Here is a 21,094-nt window from a genome sequence, read left to right on the forward strand (position 1 = left end):
TACATCGGCGTACAGGCGGCTTCACCGGGGCTGTCCATAATCGGCAGCTTTTCAACCACCGAGGTGTTTCGTGAAGTCATTTGTCTGTGCCGCGCTCGTGTCCGTCTTTGCCATCCCCGCAGCCTTTGCGCAATCCGCCGCGGTGACCACGCCCAGCGGCCTGATCTACCAGTCGCTCAAGGAAGGCGCCGGCGCATCGCCTGCCGCCACCGACGTGGTCAAGGTGCACTACCGCGGCACCTTCCCCGACACCGGCAAGGAGTTCGACAGCTCGTACAAGCGCGGTGAACCCACCGAGTTCCCGCTCAACGGCGTGATCCCGTGCTGGACCGAAGGCGTGCAGAAGATGAAGCCGGGCGGCAAGGCCAAGCTGACCTGCCCGCCGTCGATTGCGTATGGTGCGCGCGGCGCGGGTGGTGTGATTCCGCCGAATGCGACGTTGAATTTCGAAGTCGAGTTGGTGTCGGTCACGAAGAAGTAGTGGTCGCGGCCGGTTGGAGCCGGCCTGGGCAATGGGCAGTGCGTGCAGTCCATCACGCCGCCCGCCTCGCAATGGTTGCCCGATTCTTTCCTCGCGTTTTTGTGCGCATGCGCCTCCCACAATCCGCCGCCTGACTCCTGATCTACAGGAGCGGCTTCTGGGAGGAATACATGTCTGCAATCAGTGCTGCGCCAACGCGCACGCTTCAAATCAATAGCACCGCCACTCTGGTGTTTCCGGGGCGCCCGGCGCTCTCATGTGCAGTGGGATTTGTCGAGGCGCACCATGAGCGCTAAACAAATCATCGAGGACCACGACAAGTGGCGAAAGGGCGCGGGCGGTGCGCCGGCGGGTCTTTCCGGCCAGAGCGACGGCAATGCTTACGCCGGCCTCGACCTCAACCTGATCACCTTCTCGTCCAGCGCCTTCAGTGGCAGCAGCTTCACATCGACCACGTTTCAAGACGCCGTCTGGACCGCATGCCAGTTCAGCGGCTGTTCCTTCAGCCAGTGCGACATGCAGCGGATCGCGATCAGTGGATGCACTTTCATCGACTGCACTTTCAGCGCGTCGCAGCTCAAGGCCAGCACGCTCAGCGATTGCACCTTCACTCAGTGCAACTGGACCGCGCTGAATTTCGATGCGAGCCAGTGGTCGCGTTTGAAGTTGCTCGACTGCCGAGGCACGCAGGTGAGTGCGACCGGCCTGCAGGGCGAGCAGGTCGACTTCACGGGCAGTCAGTTCGAAGACATGCAACTGACCAACGCGCGAATCAACTGAGGAGGCTGCGAGATGCAGCCGCTTCCGCTCACCCCGGCTGGTACTGGTATAGCCAGGTCTCCGTCAACGTCTGGTCCCCGTTCTTCAGGTACAGCCGCATGTCGACCGGCTCCGTGCCTTCGGGCGTGAAGTCGAACTGTGCGCGCCAGTGGCCCGGCACCCCGTTGGGCACGGCTTCGGCGAAGACGTAAGAGAACTTGCCGCGCGGCGCGGTGAGCACGAGTTCGGGCTTTACGCCGAAGGGCACCGTGGTGAGCGGTTGCCCGATGAACTCCACCATGAACTTGCGCACGCCCTGCGGGCGCGGTTGGCCGGGCTGGCCGCCGCGGCCGATGCGGGTGGCGACGCAGCGCGCGAGCGGTGACGGAAAGGGCTCCTGGTCGGTCCAGTGCAGCCGGTACTGCAGGCTGTAGCTCGATCCGGCCTTGGCGTCGGCCTTGGGCACCCAGAAGGCGACGGTGTTGTCGTGGATCTCGTCGTCAGTCGGGATCTCGATGAGCTGCACCGAGCCTTCGCCCCAGTCGCCCAGCGGTTCGATCCACAGGCTGGGGCGCTTCTCGTAGTTGACGCCGTCCTGGTAGTGGTCGAAGTTGCGGTCGCGCTGCAGCAGGCCGAAGCCGCGCGGCCTGGTGTCGGCGAACGCCGAGGCGCGTGTTTGCGTGGGGTTGTTGAGCGGTCGCCAGATGCGCTCGCCCGCGCCGTTCCAGATCGCGAGGCCGTCGGAGTCATGCACCTCGGGGCGCCAGTCGATGGCGGTGGGCTTGATGGTTTCCGAATACCAGTACATCGACGTGAGCGGCACCAGGCCCAGGCGCGACACGTCGCGGCGCAGGAACACGCGCGCGTCGATGTCCATGATCACGGCCTTGCCGCGCTGCATGATGAACTTGAACACGCCCGTGACGCTCGGCCCTTCGAGCAGCGCGTAGACGGTCATCGAGGTGGTGTTGCCCGCGGCGGGCGTTTCGAAATAGAAGCGCGTGAAGTTCGGAAACTCCTCGGGCTTGTCGGGCACCGCGACGTCGATCGCAATGCCGCGCGCCGACAGGCCGTACTGGTAGAGCTCGCCGATGGCGCGGAAGTACGAGGCGCCGAGAAAGGCGACCCAGTCGTTCTTCTGCCAGTCGAGCTTGCCCTGGTCGCCCAGGCGGCTTTCCTGCAGGCGAAAGCCCGCGAAGCCGGCGCCTTCGGGCAGCGCGCGTGCGGGGCTGTCGGGAGGCATCGAGAAGTACGACGGGCTGTAGAGCACTTCGCGCGCAAAGCTGTCGCCGCCGGCCGACTCCAGCACGTGCATGCGCACCGGTGTCTGGAAGAAGCGGCCGAGGTGAAAGAAGGTGACCGGAAACGCGCCGGGCCCATCGCGGAAGAGGGCGTTGGCGGGGTCGAAGCGGATCTTGCCGTGCGCGTCGTAGTCGATGCGCTCCAGCACCTGCGGCGCCAGCGGCGCGGCGGCGTTGTAGGGGCGGGCGGCGAGGCGCTTGGCCTGCGCGACGAGCGAATCGAAGGAGAAGGGCGCCGGCTGGCTCAGTTGCAGGCCGTTGGCGGCCAGCGCCTCTTCGGGCAGTCCCAGGGCGGCGAGTGCGGCGGCGGCACTGCCGGCGGCGAGGAAGGATCGGCGATCAAGCATGGGTTCTTGAGGGGCGGCGAAAGCCTTTAAAGGGGAAGGGAAAAGAAAGAGCCAGAGGGGCGACGGGGAAAAACGTCAAGCATGCCCCGAATTGCAGGGTAAGGCGCGTCAGCCATTCCGCGCAAACGGGGCCGGACAAGGCCCCGCGTTGTCTTGCGGCAGTGGGTGCCGATCAGGCCCTTTTCGGGGCGTCGCCGGGTATTCTCGCGCCATCGAAAGTGCCTGGAGACCACGGACATGTACACGGAACAAGGCGGCGAAGGCCCGGACCTGCTGGTGCTGCTGCACGGCATGGGCGCGACAGGCGCGGTGTGGGCGCCGCTGTGCGCGCAGGCCGGTGTCCGATGGAATGGTCGTTGGCTGGCGCTCGACCTGCCAGGGCACGGCGCATCGGACCGGCAGGCTTCGTATGCCATCGGCCAGCATGCCGCGACCGTGGCGCGTGCGGTGCTGCCGCATCTTCAGCCCGAAGGCCGGCTCGTGGTGCTCGGACATTCGCTGGGCGGTGTGATCGGCCTTGCGCTGGCGACCGGATGGTTCGGCGTCGCGCCGCACGCGGTGTTCGCAGCCGGCATCAAGGTCGCGTGGAGCGATGACGAGGTCCGCCGCATGGAGACGCTGGCGACGCAGCTCGCCAAGCGTTTCGCGACAGAAGCCGAAGCGCGGGACCGCTACCTCAAGGTCTCTGGCCTGGCAGCGATCGTCGGTGCGACGGCGCCCGTCGTGGCGCGCGGCGTTGCGCACGATGCCGAGGGATGGCGCCTCGCGATGGACCCGGGTGCCAATGCCGTGGGCAAGCCGCCGCTGTCCGAACTGGTCGCGTTGGCGCGTTGCCCGGTTCACCTCGGCCAGGGCCGCCACGATGCGCTGGTCACCCTCGAGCAGACCCGCTCCCTCGACCCCGAAGCCCGCGACCTGGGCGCACACGGCCACAACGTGATGGTCGAGGCGCCCGACGCGGTGTGGGATTGGGTGGTTTCGCTCAACTGAGCCGGTCGTCGGCCCGGCGGATCGGCACCGTCACCCGCACCTCGGCGGCGCGCGCTCGCAGTTGGCCACAGCCGCCGTCGACGTCCTGGCCGGCCGAGTAGCGCAGCTTCGTGAGGATGCCGCGCTCGTGCAGCGTGCGGGCCATCTGCTCGCAGCGCTCGCGCGACGGGCGGCCGAAGTCCACGCCGTCCACGGCATTGAACGGGATCATGTTCAACACGCCGTACTTGCCGGAGAGCAGCCGCACGATGCCCTCGACTTCTTCGGGCCCGTCGTTCACGCCTTCGAGCAGTGTCCACTGGTACTGGATGGGGTAGCCGGTGGCGCGGGCATAGTGCTCGCCCGCGTCGATGAGTGCTTCGGGCGTCAGGTTCGGCGCGCGAGGAAGAAGCTTGCGGCGCAGCGCCGCATCGGTCGTGTGCAACGAGAGCGCCAGCGCGGGCCGCACGCGCGCCTGCAGCAGCCGCTCGAACACGCGCGCATCGCCGACGGTGGAGAACACCAGGTTCTTGTGGCCGATGTTGCCGACCGTGCCGAGCAGCTCGATCGCCTCGATCACGTTGTCCAGGTTGTGGGCCGGCTCGCCCATGCCCATGAACACCACCTTGCGCACGGGCCGGCGCAGGCGCGCGAGCGCGACCTGCGCAATGATTTCGGCGCTTTCGACCTGCCGCAGCAGGCCGTCGCGGCCCGTCATGCAGAACTGGCACCCGACGGCGCAGCCGACCTGCGACGAGACGCACAGCCCGTCGCGCGGCAGCAGCACGCTTTCGACGGTCTGACCATCGGCCAGCGCAACGAGCAGCCGTTCGGAGCCGTCAGCACCGGGATGAATCGCATGGATGCGCGCCAGGCCCGCGAGCTCGGCTTCGATGGCCGGCAGGGCCTCCATCAGCGACGACGGGAAGAAGGTGGCCGGCAGGCGCCGGCCGCTGTTGCGCGGCAACGCATGCGACCACAGCCGCAGGATGCGCTGCTCGTGGCTCGGGCCGGCCCCGGCCTCGCGGAGTCGTCGTTTCAGTTCGTGGATTCGCATGCGCGGCGTGGGGGCAAAGGGGCTCGGGGATCGCCGATTGTGCACGGCAGGCGTGCGAAGGCGCAGCGCGCCGGGGCCGGTGCGCTGCGCCTTCGTGCGCGGGAAAAGGAACAAAGGGGGAGGCGCCGTCGCCAGCCCCCGTCCTGGATCAGCCCAGCAGGCCGTGCAGGATGTTCGTCACGGGTGCCAGCGTGGAGCCACCGGCGCCGTGGTCGAGCAGGCTGGTGATCGGGGCCACGACCTCGCACACCGCATGTTCGACGGTGTTCACCACCTCGGCGATCACCGGAGTGACCACCGAGCCTGCGCCAGCCAGGATGTCGGTCGCGGGCGCCGTGGCGCCCGATGCGGCCTGCGTGGCTTCGGCCGCGACGGGCTCGGCGGCATCGGCCGCATGGCCGAGCACCGACGACACCGGCGCCAGGATGTCCGCGGCCGGGCCCGAGCCTCCCAGCAGCCCGCCAAGCAGGCTGCCCACGAGACCGTCTTCGCCGACGATGCCGCCGAGCAGGCCGCCTTCGCCGCCACCGAGGACACCGCCCAGCAGGCCGTCTTCACCAAGGACGCCGCCAAGGAGGCCGCCTTCATCGCCGCCGAGGACGCCGCCCAGGAGGCCGTCGTCGCCCAATACGCCGCCGAGCAAGCCTCCGTCGCCGCCGAGGACGCCACCCAGAAGGCCGTCTTCACCGAGCACACCGCCGAGCAAGCCGCCTTCGCCGCCGATGACGCCACCCAGCAGGCCGTCATCACCGAGAACGCCGCCGAGCAAGCCACCGTCGCCACCGCCGAGCAGGCCTTCATCGCCCAGCAAGCCGCCGAGCAGACCGCCGTCGCCGCCGAGAACGCCGCCCAGGAGGCCGTCGTCACCCAGGACGCCACCAAGCAGACCACCGTCGCCACCGAGCACACCGCCCAGCAGTCCGTCGTCACCCAGCAAGCCGCCCAGCAAACCACCGTCACCGCCGAGCACGCCACCCAGCAGGCCACCACCGTCGCCGCCCAGGACGCCATTCAACAGACCGCCGACCGGGCCTTCGGCACCGAGGATGCCGTCGTCGCCCAGGACGCCGCCCAGCAGCCCATCGCCAGCGAGGACGCCACCCAGTAGCCCGTCATCGCCCAGCAAGCCACCGAGCAGGCCGTCTTCGCCGCCAAGCAGGCCGGCCACCGGCGTTGCGCTCAGCAGGGCGCCGACCGCGCCGTTGGGGCCGAGCAGGTTGTCCACGAGCCCGTCGCAGCCGAGCAGTCCGCCGGTGAGGCCTTCGCTGCCGAGCAGGCCGGACAGTGCGCCGTCGCCGCCGAGCACGCCGCCCAGGATGCCTTCGTCGCCGAGAAGGCCGTTGACCAAGCCGCCATCGCCCAGCACGCCGCCGAGCAGACCGCCTTCACCACCGAGGACGCCACCCAGCAGGCCGTCGTCGCCCAGCACGCCGCCGAGCAGACCGCCTTCACCACCGAGGACGCCACCCAGCAATCCGTTGTCACCCAGCACGCCACCAAGCAGACCACCGTCGCCTCCGAGGACGCCACCCAACAGGCCATCGTCACCCAGCACGCCGCCAAGCAAGCCGCCTTCGCCGCCAAGGACGCCACCCAGCAATCCGTTGTCACCCAGCACGCCACCCAGCAGCCCGTCATCCCCCAGCAGCTGCCCGATCAATCCGTCTTCGCCGAGCACGCTGCCCAGCAGGCTGCCATCACCCAACAAGCCTTCGAGCACCTGGCCGACGACGCCGTCGGTGCCGAGCAGGTCATCCACCAGACCGTCCAGACCCAGCGGAACGGTGACGCCGGCCAGCAGGCCTTCGCTGCCCAGCACGTTCTCGAGCGCATTGCCCAGCGCGTCGGTCAGGTAGTCGACCTGGCCGATCAGCGAACCGACGAGGGCGTCGGTCAGGCCTTCACCGAGCAGGCCGTCGACCACAGGGGCCACCACGCCGCCCACGTGAATGGCGATGTCTTCGACCACGTTGTCCACGGGCTCGAATTCGTTCGGATCGCTGGGCGTGAATTCTTCTCCGGTGACCGGCGAGAGCAGGTCGTCGACGAGGTCGGTGAGGCCGTCGGCGACGGGCATCAGCGAGGCCAGCGTGCCCGACGAACCGGAGCCGCCGCGCACGTTGGCCGCACCGCCGCCCAGGCCGAGCGCGTTGTCGAGGGCGCCCAGCAGGCCCCCGGCGAGACCGTCGCCCGGATCGAGCAGGTGGTCGCCATCGGCGTCGGCATCCGCGTCGGCATCTGCATCCGAATCGGCGTCCGAGTCTGCGTCGGCGTCCGAGTCTGCGTCGGCGTCCGAATCGGCATCAGCATCGGCGTCTGCATCCGAATCTGAATCGGCATCCGCATCGGCGTCCGAATCGGCATCGGCATCGCTGTCACCGCCGCCCGACACGAACAGCGGAAACCCACCGCCGTCACCGCCGCCACCACCGCCGAGCGCAGCGGCGAGGCCGACGGCGCCCAGCGCGCCGAGTGCGAATTCGCCCAGCCCGATGCCGCTGCCGGCCGCGGTCTTCTTGCTGACCGCGAGGGCTGCGGCTTCCGCGTCGCTGTCGGGCGAGGTCACATCGAGGTTGCCCGCGGCCACGTCGACGTTCACCTGTTCGAGGCCGCTGGACAGCTTGGTCGAGGTGATGGTGGCGTCGGTGCCGCTCGCGAACACGCCGGCCAGCGGCGCCTTGTTGGTGGCCGAGCCGGGGAAGAGCACGTTGGCCTGGCCGCCGTCGGGCACGATCACGCGATCGCCCGCAATGAGGTTCTGGTTGCCGTCCACCGGCAGGCGCACTCCGTCGCGCATGACGACGGTGCCGGGCGTGGCATTGGACAGCGTGCCCAGGCTGGACGGCCCGGCGGGCGCGGCCATGGGGGCGCTGGCGCCGACGGGGCCCAGGGGCATGACGCTGGCCTGCGCAAGCACCACGGGAGCACCGCTTTCGGCGGCTGCGGGGATCGAAGCGATCGGCGATACGGTGGTGGTCATGCGGCCTCCTCGTCAAATAAATGACTACACAGGGCAACATGCGTGCCGCCTTTGCTTTCAGCTTTCAGCACCTGCCAGAAAACGCCGTATCTCGTTGATTCGAAACGATTTTTGCGCGAGAGACCCTGTCAGCCCCGCGGTGCAAAACGGCCAGCTGTCGCCACTCGTTACGTAACACAGCGCAATTTTTTACCGGAACGTCGGCGACGTTCGGCGGTGCTCAGTTGCGCAGCCGTGCCTGCAGGCTTTTCAGGTTCGCCAGCCATGCGAGGTAGTCCTCGTCGTCCTCGCCCAGCTCGGCCCAGGTGTCGTGCCCGTCGGCATCGGGGTCGTCGAGGATGGCTTGCAGGGCGTCGGCGGCGGCATGGCGCAACGCCGTGGGCGGCGCGGCCTTGCCGGCGCACCAGTCGACGGCGTCGGGGTGCACGTCGGCACTGCCTTGACCGGCGAGCAGCGCCAGCACTTCGGCTGCGGCGACGGTGCCTTCCGTCGAACCCGACGCCAGCGTTTCCTGGATGAAGGCGAGCGCGTCGTCGGCCTCTTGCAGTTCAGCCAGCCAATCGAGCGCTTCGTCGTTGCCGAAGCCTGCGGTGGACCATGTACCCATTCGTTTGACTCCCGTGTGTGGCGCGGCCACGGTTGCAGATGCGGTGATGCTAGCGGCACGAATTTCGTGATCGCAGCCGCTCTCAGAATTCGTCAGAATGGCAAACGACGCTTCCAATTAGCATGGCCGCGCCTTCGACAGGGAGGCGTGATCTTTCAGTCCGTGAGCCGCCGGAAACCCCTCCTTTGGGCCGGCATTGCGGCGATGTCCTTCCAGGACATGCCGCGATCACGACCGATCTGCCGTGCAGTGCCAACGGAAGCAGATGTCGGGCCGCATACCTATTCACATGTCCACGGTTTCAGGGAGAGATTCAGCATGTCATTCGTTTTTTCGTCGTTCACCGATCACCTGGGCGCGCTGCCGCCCGAACGCTCGCGCCATGGTGACGCCTTGCGCGCGCGAGTCCAGCAACAGGTGCAGGCCCCGCTGCATGCCGACCTGTCGGCCTTCGCCTTCCTGCCCGACCAGGCCGACCACCCCGACCACGAAGACGCGCCGCAGGTGTTCGCGCAGGCGGTCGAGCAGATGTACCTGCCCAAGCCCTGGCTGGGCGACGAGGTTCCGCTGTTCTTTCTCGGCTACCACGCGATGAACCGGCTCAGCGGCAAGCGCACGTCGCAAGGGCTGTTGCTGACCGACCAGGCGATGTACGTGCAGGACGACTTCACCGTGCTGTCGGCTGCGCCGCCGCCGGCCCAAGGCCATGCCTTGCCCGCGCGCGCGGACGATGCGCCTTCGTTCGTCTCGACGCTGCTCGCGCGCTACAAGGCCTGGAAGGACTGGTCGGGCGTGGCTGACGAACCCGAGCCGGTGCTGCTCAAGCGCTGCGGCGAACTGCTGGCGCCAGCGGTCGCTGCGGTGGTCGCGTACCACGCGGAAAACGGCAGCCAGCGGCAGGCGCAGCAGCGCGTCTGGACGCTGGCCGAGCTGGTGGCCGACTACGGCGCGGCCGACACCTTGCTCGACCCCGCCAACCCGAAGCTGGCCAAGAAGCTGGGCAAGGTGAGCGACAAGTTCCAGATCTCCGCGGGCGAGACTTTGCAGTTCGCGCTGGCCGACTTCCCGCTGTTCGGCGGCCCCTACGGCGTGGCGCTCACGGCGCAGGCGCTGTACGGCAAGGACCTGATGGAGTCGCCGCTGCGCATCGCGCTAGAGCGCGTGGAGGCGCGCTCGCTGCAGATCGGAGAGAAGGGCGACCAGCTGCTGACCGGCTCGACGCCACCGATGGCGCTGCCCGCCCACATGAAGGAAGCGCTGCGCGCGCCGTTCCTCGCATTCCTGCAGCAGGAAGTCGTGCGACTGCAATCGCGGGCCTGAGCGGCTTCAACAACTTCATCAACTCTGGGGGGGAGATTCCATGGGGTTCAAGGACACGCTCGCGCACTCGATGCTCGACAACGACAAGCTGAAGTTCGACGCCGCCGCATCGGGGCTTTCCGCGCAGGAGCAATGGCTGGTCACGCTGAGCACGCCGCTGTCGGCCTTCAACGGCGACGTCGTGAATGCGGTGCTCACCGGCAGGGACAACGACACCCTGCGCGAAGGCGTCGCACAGGTGTGGAACGTGACCGACCGCGCGAGCTTCGAGCAGACCGCGCGCTGGCTGACCGAAGAAGGGCAGCGCGCAAAGTACCTGCCGTCGTGGAAGGCCATCGGCGCGATCGATGCGGCGGTGCAGTCCACGCCCGGCGTGCTTCGCCTGGTCATGGACGCGTGGTTTCCCGCGTTCTTCCAGATCAAGGCGCGCGAGCACCTGGACATGCGTGCGCTCTCCGCGCAGACCGGGCATTCAAGCGCCGAGCTGAGCCAGCTGATGACGGGCAGCCAGGGCTGGGTCAACGCCTTGCGCAAGCACTTCGGCGTGGCGCCGGCCCAGCTGACGAGCCTCGTGGCCTGGGATGCGGTGCGACTGGCCAACCTGTCGCGTTGGGCGGTGCAGCTGGGTTACATCGATCGCGCGGAGTTCACGGGCTTCGCGGGCGGCCTCGAATCGCAGGTGCGTGCGGCCTATGCCGACTGGTCGCAGGTGAGCGCGGCATACATCGCGGGCGGCCTGATCTGGCAGTACGCCGATGCGCGCGAAGAGCACCTGCTGCGCACCAACCGCCTGCTGCTGAGCGACGCGCGCAGCCCTTGGCGCAGCGTGCCCTTTGCCTGAGCCGGCAAAGACGCGTCAGTCCTTCGCGCGCAGCGCGTACACCGCATAGATCGGTACACCGAGAAAGAACAGCACCATCGGCGCGAACAGCGTGTAGGGCCAGCCGATGCCTTCCATCACGCGGTAGGTGCCGTCCAGCTGCAGGCGCGGATGCGGCCGCGTGAGGTCGTCGTAGCGGCGCAGGCCCCACTGGAACTCCGCACCCGTCGCGCGCACCGACGGGTGCTGACGCGCGCGGCCCACGGCTAGCCAGCACATCGCATCGAAGGCCAGCACCGAACCCGCAGGCGCACGCTCGCCGAAGGTGACGAGCACGGCGTTCACCTGCTCGGGCGTGAGGTACATCAGCACGCCCTCGGTGAACAGGAAGACCGGCTGCGCGTGGCGCTTGCGCGGCAGGCCGAGCTGCTCCCACCAATCAGGCGCCGTCAGGTCGAGTTCGCGCACGTCGTGGCGCGGATGGGTGTCGGGCAGCAGCTCGCGGCGCAGGTCGAGCACCTCGGGCAGGTCGGCGTCGGTCATGCGCGACTTGCCGTCGTCCAGCCATTGGAAGTAGTGGCTCAGGCCGCAGCCCATGTTCACGACGCGCGCGCCCGGGTTCGCCTTGAGGAAGTCTTGCGCCAGGCTGCGAAAGCGTCGCGTGCGCGCGAGGATGCCGAAGATGGTCGTGCGGTCGTCGGGCAGGGCGTGGTCGTCGTCGCGGATCTGCTCGAGGATGCCGGCGGCGTAGGCGTCGCGCACGGCCATCTGCGGAAAGAGCGCATCGCCCGAAGCCCGCGCGGCGAGCGGAATCCGCAAGGTGGACGGCACGGCCGAAAGCTTGCGCGCGGGTTTGCCGGTGGTCATGGAGGCGGGAACAGGGCCATGCGCAAAGTCTGGCCGGTCCCGCGCGTGCGGGCAAGTCAGTCTTTGGTGTTGCCCGCAGGCGGGCGCTGGCGCGCGAGGTGGCGGTACACGGTGCTGCGGTGCACGCCGAGCCGGCGGGCCGCGCGCGCCACGTCGTGGTCGCAGGCGCGCAGCGCTTCGTCGATGGCATGGCGCGTGATGGTCTGCAGCGGGGCGTTGGGTTGCGACGCGGTGGCTTCGCTGAAGTCGGCCACGGGCGCAGCGTCGCGCAGGTGGGCGGGCAGCGCATCGGCTGTCACCGCATCGCCCGGGTCGGCCAGTGCGACGAGCGCACGCAGCACGCTGCGCAGCTCGCGCACGTTGCCGGGCCAGCGGTAGGCGGCCAGGCGCTCGAGTGCATCGTTCTCCAGGCACAGGTGCTTGGCGGCGCCGCCCGATTCGAGGAACAGCCGCGCGATCAGCGCACGCCGGTCGGCACGTTCGTACAGCGCGGGCAGGGCGACGGTGAAACCGGCCACGCGGTACATCAGGTCGGCGCGAAAGCGCCCGGCCTCGACCAGCGCGGGCAGGCCGGCGTGCGTGGCGCAGACCAGGTCGAAATCGACCGCCACGCCCTGGCCGCCGCCCAGCGGCGTGACCACGCGGCCTTCGAGCACGCGCAGCAGGCGGGTCTGCAGCGCGAGCGGGATCTCGGCGATCTCGTCGAGAAACAGCACGCCACCGTGCGCCTCGCGGATGCGGCCCGGCATGCCCTTGCGCCGCGCGCCGGTGAAGGCGCCTTCTTCGTAGCCGAACAGCTCGGCCTCGATCAGCGTCTCGGGCAGCGAGGCGCAATCGACCGCCACGAACGGGCCCGCGCTGCGGCGGCTGGCGGCGTGCAGGCGGCGCGAGAACACCTCCTTGCCGCTGCCGGTCTCGCCGTTCACCAGCACCGGCACGCCTTCGTTGAGCACGCGCACGGCGCGCGCCAGCAGCGGGCGCACCACGTCGTCGTTGTCGATCGGGGCGGCGGCCATTGCATGCCGCGCGCCGGATCGGCCCGTGCCGCTGTTGGCTGTGCCGGTGCGCTCCATGACGGTCGCGATCTGCTGTCCGCCCGGCAGCGTGAGCAGGCTGCGCTTGTGTTCCATGCGCGGCCATTGGGCGCCCAGGAATTCTTCGGCATCGAGGTCGAGCAAGCCCTCCCATGAGCGGCCGAACAGGTCGAGCGCGACGCGGTTGGCCGCCACGATGCGTCCGCCCTCGATCACCATCAGCCCTTCGCGCGCGGTGCCGATCAGCCCCGGCCGCGCATGGAAGCGCAGCACATGGCCCGAGGCCTCGGCCAGCAGCATGCGGTGCTCGACCTGCTGCGCCGCCATGCGCACGAGGCCGAGCGCGTGATGGTTCACGCGCGCGGTCTCGCCCGAGATGTCGAGCGCGCCGGCCAGCTCGCCGCGTCCGCTGAAGATGGGCGCCGCCGCGCAGCCCAGCCGGCCGTTCTGCGCCAGGTAGTGCTCGCCGCCCAGCACCATCAGCGCCACACGCTCGGCCAGCGCGGTGCCGATGGCGTTGGTGCCGCGGTGGCTCTCCGACCATTCAACGCCGGGCTGCAGCGCCACGCGCTGGGCCTTGGGCAGGAAGTCGGGGCTGCCGATCTCTTCGAGGATCAGGCCGGTCGCGTCCGACAGCGCGACGATGCAGCCGTTGCCCACCGCATGCTCGGCGAGCCCGTCGAGCTCGGGCTGTGCGCAGCTGAGCAGGCGCATCGCCTGCTCGCGTCGTTCGTTGAGCAGCGACGGCGCCATCGGCGTGGGGTCGATGCATTGCGGATCGACCGGCCGGCTGCGCTGCCACGAGCGCGAGATGTGCGGCGCGATCCACGGCGCCGGATCGCGGCCCTGCGCAAAGAACAGCTCGCGGGCCTGCGCGACGCTGACGGATGGCACTGACGCTTCACTCATCTTGCGGAACTCCGATGACAGGGGTTGCCGGCGATTCGCCTTGTGCGACATCGTAGTCGCCGTATTCGCGCAAACATGTCGCAGATTGCGAATGGAAACCCTCTGCGCGGCCCGCGTCCCTCTGGCGCGGGGCTTGGGGATTGTCCCGATCCGCGCGGGTATGCCGCTTGCGGTGACTGTGCGGGGCGCCGCATGTCGTGGCGCCGCCTGTTCACACCTTACCCAACGGAGACAACCCATGGACATGCTCGAACCGGGCAAATTCGGTACCGCAGTGCCTTTCAAGGCGCGCTACGGCAACTACATCGGCGGCGAATGGGTCGCGCCGGTGGAGAACCAGTATTTCGGCAACATCACGCCCGTCACCGGCAAGGTCTTCTGCGAAGTGCCGCGCTCCAGCGCCGCCGACATCGACCGCGCGCTCGACGCCGCCCACAAGGCCAAGGCCGCCTGGGGCCGCACCTCGACCACCGAGCGCGCCAACATCCTGAACCGCATCGCCGACCGCATGCAGGAAAACCTGGCCATGCTGGCCGCCGCCGAGACCTGGGACAACGGCAAGCCGATTCGCGAGACCATGGCCGCCGACCTGCCGCTGGCCATCGATCACTTCCGCTACTTCGCCTCGTGCATCCGCTCGCAGGAGGGCGGCATCAGCGAGATCGACCACGAGACCTTCGCGTACCACTTTCATGAGCCCATCGGCGTGGTCGGACAGATCATTCCGTGGAACTTTCCGATCCTCATGGCCGTGTGGAAGCTCGCGCCCGCGCTGGCGGCGGGCAACTGCGTGGTGCTGAAGCCGGCCGAACAGACGCCGGTGTCGATCCTGGTGCTGATGGAGGTCATCGGCGACCTGCTGCCGCCGGGCGTGCTCAACGTGGTCAACGGCTTCGGCGTGGAAGCGGGCAAGCCGCTGGCGTCGAGCAACCGCATCGGCAAGATCGCCTTCACCGGCGAGACCACCACCGGCCGGCTGATTTCGCAGTACGCGAGCCAGAACCTCATTCCGGTCACGCTGGAGCTGGGCGGAAAGTCGCCCAACGTCTTCTTTGCCGACGTGATGGAGCGCGACGACGCCTTCTTCGACAAGGCGCTCGAAGGCTTCACGATGTTTGCGCTGAACCAGGGCGAGGTCTGCACCTGCCCGAGCCGCGCGCTGATCCAGGAATCGATCTACGACCGCTTCATGGAGCGCGCATTGAAGCGCGTGGCCGCCATCAAGCAAGGCAGCCCGCTCGACGCGGCCACGATGATCGGCGCGCAGGCCTCGAGCGAGCAGCTGGAAAAGATCCTGTCGTACCTCGACATCGGCCGGCAGGAGGGCGCGCAGGTGCTCATCGGCGGCGAACGCCAGCAGCTTGAAGGCGACCTGGCCGACGGCTACTACGTGAAGCCGACCGTGTTCCGCGGCCACAACAAGATGCGCATCTTCCAGGAAGAGATCTTCGGCCCGGTCGTGTCGGTCACCACCTTCAAGGACGAGGAAGAAGCCCTGTCCATCGCCAACGACACGCTCTACGGCCTGGGCGCCGGCGTGTGGAGCCGCGACATGAACCGCGCCTTCCGCATGGGCCGCGGCATCCAGGCCGGCCGCGTGTGGACCAACTGCTACCACCAGTACCCGGCGCATGCGGCTTTCGGTGGCTACAAACAGTCGGGCATCGGACGCGAGAACCACAAGATGATGCTCGACCACTACCAGCAGACCAAGAACCTGCTCGTGAGCTACAGCGAGAACAAGCTGGGCTTCTTCTGATGACCGGCGAGGTCCTGCGCGTCACCGCGACCGACGCGGCGCTCGCGCTCATCGACGACCTCGCCGCCAGGCACGGCCCGCTGATGTTCCATCAGTCGGGCGGCTGCTGCGACGGCAGCGCGCCCATGTGCTATGCGCAGGGCGAGTTCATCGTGGGCGACTACGACCGGCTGCTGGGCCACATCGGCGGCATGCCGTTCTACATCAGCGGACCGCAGTTCGAGTACTGGCAGCACACGCAGCTGATCATTGACGTGGTGCCGGGGCGCGGCGGTATGTTCTCGCTGGAAGGGCCGTTGGGCGTGCGCTTCCTGACGCGCTCGCGGCTGTTCACGGATGCGGAGTGGGTGGCGCTCGAGGCGGAGGCGGCGAAGCTGGGCTGATCGCGTTTCAGTTCGACGAAGCGAGCAGCTGCCGCACCAGCAGCTGCGCCGCCGGCGAGAGCGCCGCGCCGGTCTTCGTCGCCATCAGCAGGCGCCGTGTGGCCCACGCGTCCTTCAGGTGCACCACCTTCAGGTCGAGCGCGGCCACCTGCGCCTTGCAGGCGGCCAGCGGCACCACGCCGATGCCGAGGTTGGCCGCGATCATGTGACACATCGCATCGAAGCTGCGCACCTGCACGCGCAGGCGCATCGGAATGCCGGCCTGTTCGGCCGCGCGCGAGGTCAGCTCGAGCAGCGAGCTGCTGCGGTTCAACCCCACGAACTCGTGCGCCAGGCAGGTCTTGAAATCGACCTGCTTCGCACGCAGCCGGGCCAGCGGGTGCGGCTTGGCACACAGCACCACGAGCTCGTCGGTCTGGAAGGGCGCCACGTCGAGGCCGTAGGCGGGTGTGTTCTCGGCGAACACGCCCACGTCGGCGAGGCCGTCGACCAGCGCGCGCACGATGTCGCCGCTCAGTTGTTCCTCGACCTCGACGCGGATGTCGGGATGCTGCCCGAGGAAGGCCGCCAGCGTGGTCGGCAGGAACTCCGTCAGCGCCGACATGTTGGCCCACAGCCGCACATGGCCGCGCACGCCACTGGCGTAGTCGCCCAGCTCGTTGCTGAACTGTTCGAAGCCCTGGAAGAGCCGCATCGCATGCTGCATCGCCACATGCCCGGCGGGCGTGAGCGCGATGCCCTGCGCGCTGCGTTCGAGCAGCTTCGAGCCGGTGGCGGCTTCGAAGTCGGACAAGCGCCGGCTCGCCGCCGAGAGCGCGAGGTGGCACGCCTCCGCGCCCTTGGTGATGCTGCCCGACTGAGCCACTGCACAGAAGAGGCGCAGCGTCACGAAATCGACACGCGCGGGGTTGATGGTGCGGGGCATCGGCGGATTCTAGAGAGCGCGCCAGTGCCGAAAGTCATGCGCATGGGCTAAAAGAATTTTTGACATGTTATGTCGCTGCACCTATAGTGAATCCAGCGAAGCATCGCGCGCTTCCAACGGTAGACAACCCAAAGGAGAGGTATGCAATCACTGCTCGATCAACTCAAGGGCCTCGATGCGCTGGCCGGCGCGGCGATGGGCGGGCTGCCCGTGCAGCTGCAGCCCATTCCGGGCAGCACGCCCGTGGTCCAGGTGAGCATCGAAGGGCGCGATGAGCTGCCGATCTTCGTCACCAGTTCCGACATGCAGATCATCTGCATCTGCTACCTCTGGACCGAGGAAGACGTGAAGCCCGAGCGGCGCACCGAGCTGCTCGAATCGCTGCTCGACCTGAATCCGTCGGTGCCGCTGTCGTCCTTCGGGCGCGTGGGCGGGCGCTACGTGCTCACCGGGGCACTGGGGCGCAACGCGAGCGTGGAAGACATCGCACGCGAAGTGGCCGTGCTCAGCGACAACGCGCTCGATGCACTCGACGCCTTGTCCGAATTCCTGAACTAAGCGGAGATCACCATGACAGTCATCAAGAAGCTGGTCACCTTGCTGCGCGGCAGCGCCCGCGAAATCGGCGAGAGCGTGATCGACAGCAATGCCACGCGCATCTACGAGCAGGAAATCATCGACGCCAAGCACAGCATCGAAAAGGCCAAGGGCGACCTCACCGGCGTCATGGCCAAGGAGATGCAGTCGGCCCGCGAGATCGAACGCCTGAAGGGCGAGGTCACGCGCTACGAAGGCCTGGCGCTCGAGGCGCTCAACAAGACCCAGGAAGGCCTGGCGCTCGACGTGGCGTCCAAGGTCGGCACGCTCGAGCAGGAACTCGAGGAGCAGGCCAAGGCCCATGCCTCGTATGCGCTGCAGGTGTCGCGGCTCAAGGACCTGATCAAGTCGGCCGAGGCGCGCATCCGCGAGCACGAGCGCGAGATCGGCATCGCCAAGACCACCGAGAGCGTCTACCGCGCCACGCAGTCGATCTCCGAGAACATCGGCAGCGGCGGCTCGCGCCTGGCCAGCGCACGCGAGTCGCTGGAGCGCATCCGCTCGCGCCACGAAGAGCTGTCTGATCGCATGACGGCGGGCCAGCAGCTCGAAGACGAGTTCGGCCACAGCGCGCTCGAAAAGAAGCTGGCCGCGGCGGGCATCGGCAACGACGCCGACCGCACCGGCAAGGTGATGGAGCGCATCCGCGCCCGCCAGGCCAAGCCGTTTGGGCCGTCCGAACCGGCTGCGGAGTGACCATGGTGCGGGTCAAGCCGGTTCGCTGGCAGGGCTCGGACGAGGCGATCCGCGCGGTCCAGGTGGCCTTCGACGTGGAAGAGGCCGTGCTCGAGGCCGTGCGCACCGCGGCGTTCGAGCAACACGTGTCCACGCCCGACCAGATCCGGCAGGTGCTGGGCCTGGCGACCACCTCGAAGCCGAAGCGGCCGCGCCTCACGGTGTCGCTGAACGCGGCCGACTACGAATTTCTGGCGGCGCGTTATGGTCTGGCACCCGACGACCGCCTGGCCATCAAGGAGAAGGCCACGCGCGAACTGATTGCCTTTGCGGGCAAGGCGAACAAGAAGAACACCGGCACAAAGAAGCCGGGCGGCAGGTAAGAAGAAAAGAGAACAACAACCAACCCGCACGCGGGAGGATCAATGGGCGATTTCATGGGAGCGGTGACGGGGTACCCCACCGCGATCTACACGGTGCTGCTCGGCGTCGTGGTGATCTATTGGGTGCTCGCGGTGGTCGGCATGGTCGACTTCGAGAGCAGCGGGATCGACGTCGACCTGCAGACGCATGCCGACGGCGACACCAGCGACATGGGCCAGATCGCGAGCTACGTGGTCGCCTTCGGCCTGAACGGCGTGCCGTTCTCGGTGGCCGTGAGCCTGCTGGTGCTTGTGGCCTGGACGCTCTCGTGCCTGGGCGGCGAGTGGCTGCTGCCGCTGGTGCCGACGATGGTGCTCAAGCTGGTGGCCGGCACGGTGCTGCTGGTGGCCAGCGCGGCGCTCGCCATTCCGGTGACTGCGGTGGCGATTCGCCCGCTCAAGGGCCTGTTCGTGAGCCACACGGCCGTGAGCAATGCGGCGCTGGTGGGCCAGGTCTGCCGCGTCGTCACCGGCGTGGTGAACGAGAAAGACGGCCGCGCCGAAGTGGCGCGCCGCGGCGCCAGCCTCAACATCCGCGTCTGGGCGCCCACGCCCAACGCCCTCAAGCGCGGCTCGCACGCGCTCATCCTCGAATACGACGAGGTGGCCGCGCGCTACCTCATCGCCGCGCACGAAGACATGGTCTGACCGCGCGCACCCCCTTACTGTTCGTTCGCTCTTAAAGCAAATCTGGAGAAAAAATGGAGCCCATCATCTTTGCCGTGGTCATACTGGCCGTGGTCATCCTCGGCCTGTTCGCGATGTTCGCCAAGTTCTATCGAAAGATCGAACAGGGCCATGCACTCATCGTGAACACGCTGCGCGCCGAGCCCGAGGTGACCTTCACCGGCCGCATGGTCTACCCGATCATCCACAAGGCCGAGCTGATGGACATCTCGGTCAAGACCATCGAGATCGACCGCTCCGGCAACGAAGGCCTGATCTGCCGCGACAACATCCGCGCGGACATCAAGGTGAAGTTCTTCGTGCGCGTCAACAAGACCGCCGACGACGTGCTGAAGGTGGCGCAGGGCATCGGCTGTGCGCGGGCTTCGAACCACGAAACGCTCGAAGAGCTGTTCTCGGCCAAGTTCTCCGAGGCGCTCAAGACGGTGGGCAAGTCGATGGACTTCGTCGACCTCTACCAGGCGCGCGACGGCTTCCGCGACCAGATCATCAGCCAGATCGGCAACGACCTCTCGGGCTACGTGCTCGAAGACGCCGCCATCGACTACCTCGAGCAGACGCCGCTGTCGGAGCTCGACGCCAACAACATCCTCGATGCACAAGGCATCAAGAAGATCACCGAGCTGACGGCGGTCGAGCATGTGCGCACGAACGAGCTGCGCCGCAACGAGGAAATGCAGATCAAGAAGAAGAACGTCGAGACGCAGGAAGCGCTGCTCGAACTCGAGCGCCAGCAGGCCGATGCGACTTCGCGCCAGCACCGCGAAATTGCCAGCGTGCGCGCCCGCGAGGAGGCCGAAACCTCCAAGATCCAGTCCGAAGAGCGCACCAAGTCCGAAACAGCACGCCTGCTCTCGGAGCAGACCGTGGCCGTGCAGCAAGAGAACGTGCAGCGCGAAAAAGAAGTGGCCGAGAACAACCGCAAGCGCGCGGTGGCCGTCGAAGAAGAAAAGGTCACGCGTGCCCGCGACCTCGAGATCGTCGATCGCGAGAAGGAAGTGACCCTGCAGCGCATCGAGAAGGACAAGGCTGTCGAAGTGCAGAAGAAGGCCATTGCCGACGTGATCCGCGAGCGCATCGTGGTCGAGCGCACGGTCGCCGAGCAGGAAGAAGCCATCAAGGAACTGCGCGTGGTCGCCGAGGCCGAGCGCACCAAGAAGTCGGTCGTGATCATGGCCGAGGGCCAGGCCGACGAGAAGATGGTGATCGACGTGAAGGCCGCTGAAACGCAGGAAAAGCGCGCACGCCACAAGGCGGCCGAAGAACTCACGCTGGCCGACGCCAAGCTGAAGGTGGCCGAGCGCGACGCCGAATCGAAGAAGCGCGAAGCCGAGGGCATGGAAGCCATCTCCGCCGCGCCGGGCCTGGCGGCTGCCAAGGTCGAGATCGCCACCGCGCAGGCGCGCCTGGCGACCTTCGAGGCCGAAGCCTCGGGCAAGGAAAAGCTGGGCCTGGCCGACGTGCATGTGCGCCAGGCCGATGCCGACGCCATCCTCAAGGCCGGTCAGGCCGACGCGCAGGTCATCGAAGCGCGCTCGCAGGCCGAAGCCGCCGGCATGCGCGCCAAGTTCGACGCCGAAGCTTCGGGCAAGGAAAAGCTCGGCCTCGCCGAGGTGAGTGTGCGCACGGCCGATGCCGAAGCCACCCTGAAGTCCGGCCAGGCCGACGCCCAGGTGATTGAAGCGCGCTTCAACGCCGAAGCCAAGGGCCTGCACGAAAAGTTCGAGGCCATGAAGTCCATGAGCCCCGAGACCCGCGACCACGAAGAGTTCCGCATGCGCCTGGAAAAGTCGCACATCGAAACCATGAAGGGCATCGACGCGCAAACGTCCATTGCCAAGGAACAGGCCGACGTGCTGGGCACCGCGCTGGCCAACGCCAAGATCGACATCGTGGGCGGCTCGGGCGACTACTTCGACAGCTTCGTGCGCTCGCTGTCGGTGGGCAAGGGCATCGACGGTGTCATCTCCAAGAGCCAGGCGGTGCAGGTCGCCTTCAAGGAGCAGCTCTCGGGTGAGCGCGACGTGGTGAAGGACCTGCGCGACATCGTCGGCGCGCTGGGCAACTCGTCGGGCGAAATCCAGAACCTCAGCGTCGCCTCGCTGATGAGCAAGATCGCCAACGACGGCACCGAAAGCCAGAAGTCCGCGCTGCAGAACCTGATCTCCACCTTCCGCAACTGAGACGGGAGCGCG

The 21,094-nt window shown here is 67.8% G+C and carries 19 protein-coding genes; 12 read left to right on the plus strand and 7 right to left on the minus strand.

The window, feature by feature from the left end; genetic code table 11:
- Positions 1–70: 70 nt before the first annotated feature.
- Both IG196_RS11585 and IG196_RS11590 read left to right on the plus strand, forming a co-directional pair.
- The gene (locus IG196_RS11585; protein WP_101493682.1) at positions 71–481 is read left to right on the plus strand and encodes an FKBP-type peptidyl-prolyl cis-trans isomerase; all 411 of its coding nucleotides are present in this window, start codon (positions 71–73) and stop codon (positions 479–481) included.
- A 285-nt stretch (positions 482–766) separates the two neighbouring features.
- Complete coding sequence (locus IG196_RS11590) at positions 767–1,261, plus strand: pentapeptide repeat-containing protein (protein ID WP_192196267.1); 495 nt, start codon at positions 767–769, stop codon at positions 1,259–1,261.
- A 28-nt stretch (positions 1,262–1,289) separates the two neighbouring features.
- On the opposite strand, the gene IG196_RS11595 is transcribed toward IG196_RS11590, so the two are convergent.
- Positions 1,290–2,888: a glucan biosynthesis protein gene (locus IG196_RS11595; protein WP_192196268.1), complete on the minus strand. Its 1,599-nt coding sequence runs from the start codon at positions 2,886–2,888 to the stop codon at positions 1,290–1,292.
- Between the two features lie 237 nt (positions 2,889–3,125).
- Between IG196_RS11595 and IG196_RS11600 the strand changes: the two genes are divergently transcribed.
- Positions 3,126–3,878, plus strand: coding sequence for an alpha/beta fold hydrolase (locus tag IG196_RS11600; protein WP_192196269.1), 753 nt, complete (start codon positions 3,126–3,128; stop codon positions 3,876–3,878).
- On the opposite strand, the gene IG196_RS11605 is transcribed toward IG196_RS11600, so the two are convergent.
- The 3 genes from IG196_RS11605 to IG196_RS11615 all read right to left on the minus strand — a co-directional run bounded on the left by IG196_RS11605 (position 3,871) and on the right by IG196_RS11615 (position 8,501).
- The gene (locus IG196_RS11605; protein WP_192196270.1) at positions 3,871–4,914 is read right to left on the minus strand and encodes an RNA methyltransferase; all 1,044 of its coding nucleotides are present in this window, start codon (positions 4,912–4,914) and stop codon (positions 3,871–3,873) included. The two genes, IG196_RS11600 and IG196_RS11605, sit on opposite strands and share 8 nt — an antisense overlap.
- A 148-nt stretch (positions 4,915–5,062) precedes the next feature.
- On the minus strand, positions 5,063–7,894 hold the full coding sequence (locus IG196_RS11610) for a hypothetical protein (RefSeq protein WP_192196271.1): 2,832 nt from the start codon (positions 7,892–7,894) through the stop codon (positions 5,063–5,065).
- A gap of 220 nt (positions 7,895–8,114) precedes the next feature.
- Positions 8,115–8,501 (minus strand): DUF4259 domain-containing protein, encoded by a 387-nt coding sequence (locus tag IG196_RS11615; RefSeq protein ID WP_192196272.1) that lies wholly within the window; start codon positions 8,499–8,501, stop codon positions 8,115–8,117.
- A gap of 318 nt (positions 8,502–8,819) precedes the next feature.
- Between IG196_RS11615 and IG196_RS11620 the strand changes: the two genes are divergently transcribed.
- Both IG196_RS11620 and IG196_RS11625 read left to right on the plus strand, forming a co-directional pair.
- Positions 8,820–9,821, plus strand: coding sequence for a hypothetical protein (locus IG196_RS11620; protein WP_192196273.1), 1,002 nt, complete (start codon positions 8,820–8,822; stop codon positions 9,819–9,821).
- Positions 9,822–9,861: 40 nt separating this feature from the next.
- A complete protein-coding gene (locus IG196_RS11625; protein WP_192196274.1) occupies positions 9,862–10,662 on the plus strand; it encodes a DUF1266 domain-containing protein in 801 nt (266 codons plus the stop codon).
- A gap of 15 nt (positions 10,663–10,677) precedes the next feature.
- Here the strand turns inward: IG196_RS11625 and IG196_RS11630 are convergent, their stop codons facing one another.
- Positions 10,678–11,508, minus strand: coding sequence for a class I SAM-dependent methyltransferase (locus IG196_RS11630; protein ID WP_180839086.1), 831 nt, complete (start codon positions 11,506–11,508; stop codon positions 10,678–10,680).
- A 56-nt stretch (positions 11,509–11,564) separates the two neighbouring features.
- Positions 11,565–13,451: a sigma-54-dependent Fis family transcriptional regulator gene (locus IG196_RS11635; protein WP_192196275.1), complete on the minus strand. Its 1,887-nt coding sequence runs from the start codon at positions 13,449–13,451 to the stop codon at positions 11,565–11,567.
- 238 nt (positions 13,452–13,689) lie between these two features.
- On the opposite strand from IG196_RS11635, the gene adh reads away from it, so the two are divergent.
- Entirely contained in the window at positions 13,690–15,210 is a 1,521-nt protein-coding gene (adh, locus tag IG196_RS11640; RefSeq protein WP_101493672.1) for an aldehyde dehydrogenase, read from the plus strand.
- Positions 15,210–15,593: a DUF779 domain-containing protein gene (locus IG196_RS11645; RefSeq protein WP_192196276.1), complete on the plus strand. Its 384-nt coding sequence runs from the start codon at positions 15,210–15,212 to the stop codon at positions 15,591–15,593. The genes adh and IG196_RS11645 overlap by 1 nt, the downstream gene beginning before the upstream one ends.
- 7 nt (positions 15,594–15,600) lie before the next feature.
- Here IG196_RS11645 and IG196_RS11650 read toward each other — a convergent pair whose 3' ends face one another.
- Complete coding sequence (locus IG196_RS11650; RefSeq protein WP_192196277.1) at positions 15,601–16,518, minus strand: LysR family transcriptional regulator; 918 nt, start codon at positions 16,516–16,518, stop codon at positions 15,601–15,603.
- A 141-nt stretch (positions 16,519–16,659) separates the two neighbouring features.
- Here IG196_RS11650 and IG196_RS11655 point away from each other — a divergent pair, with 141 nt between their 5' ends.
- Genes IG196_RS11655 through IG196_RS11675 form a run of 5 tightly spaced genes read left to right on the plus strand, consistent with a single transcriptional unit; the run spans position 16,660 to position 21,082 of the window.
- The gene (locus tag IG196_RS11655; protein WP_192196278.1) at positions 16,660–17,076 is read left to right on the plus strand and encodes a YjfI family protein; all 417 of its coding nucleotides are present in this window, start codon (positions 16,660–16,662) and stop codon (positions 17,074–17,076) included.
- 12 nt (positions 17,077–17,088) lie between these two features.
- Positions 17,089–17,811, plus strand: coding sequence for a PspA/IM30 family protein (locus tag IG196_RS11660; protein WP_192196279.1), 723 nt, complete (start codon positions 17,089–17,091; stop codon positions 17,809–17,811).
- 2 nt (positions 17,812–17,813) lie between these two features.
- On the plus strand, positions 17,814–18,173 hold the full coding sequence (locus tag IG196_RS11665; RefSeq protein WP_180288682.1) for a hypothetical protein: 360 nt from the start codon (positions 17,814–17,816) through the stop codon (positions 18,171–18,173).
- 42 nt (positions 18,174–18,215) lie between these two features.
- Positions 18,216–18,860: an OB-fold-containig protein gene (locus IG196_RS11670; RefSeq protein WP_192196280.1), complete on the plus strand. Its 645-nt coding sequence runs from the start codon at positions 18,216–18,218 to the stop codon at positions 18,858–18,860.
- Between the two features lie 53 nt (positions 18,861–18,913).
- Positions 18,914–21,082 (plus strand): hypothetical protein, encoded by a 2,169-nt coding sequence (locus IG196_RS11675; RefSeq protein ID WP_192196281.1) that lies wholly within the window; start codon positions 18,914–18,916, stop codon positions 21,080–21,082.
- The last annotated feature ends 12 nt before the right edge of the window (positions 21,083–21,094 follow it).

This window comes from Variovorax sp. 38R (assembly GCF_014843395.1).
Taxonomy (GTDB): domain Bacteria; phylum Pseudomonadota; class Gammaproteobacteria; order Burkholderiales; family Burkholderiaceae_C; genus Variovorax; species Variovorax paradoxus_H.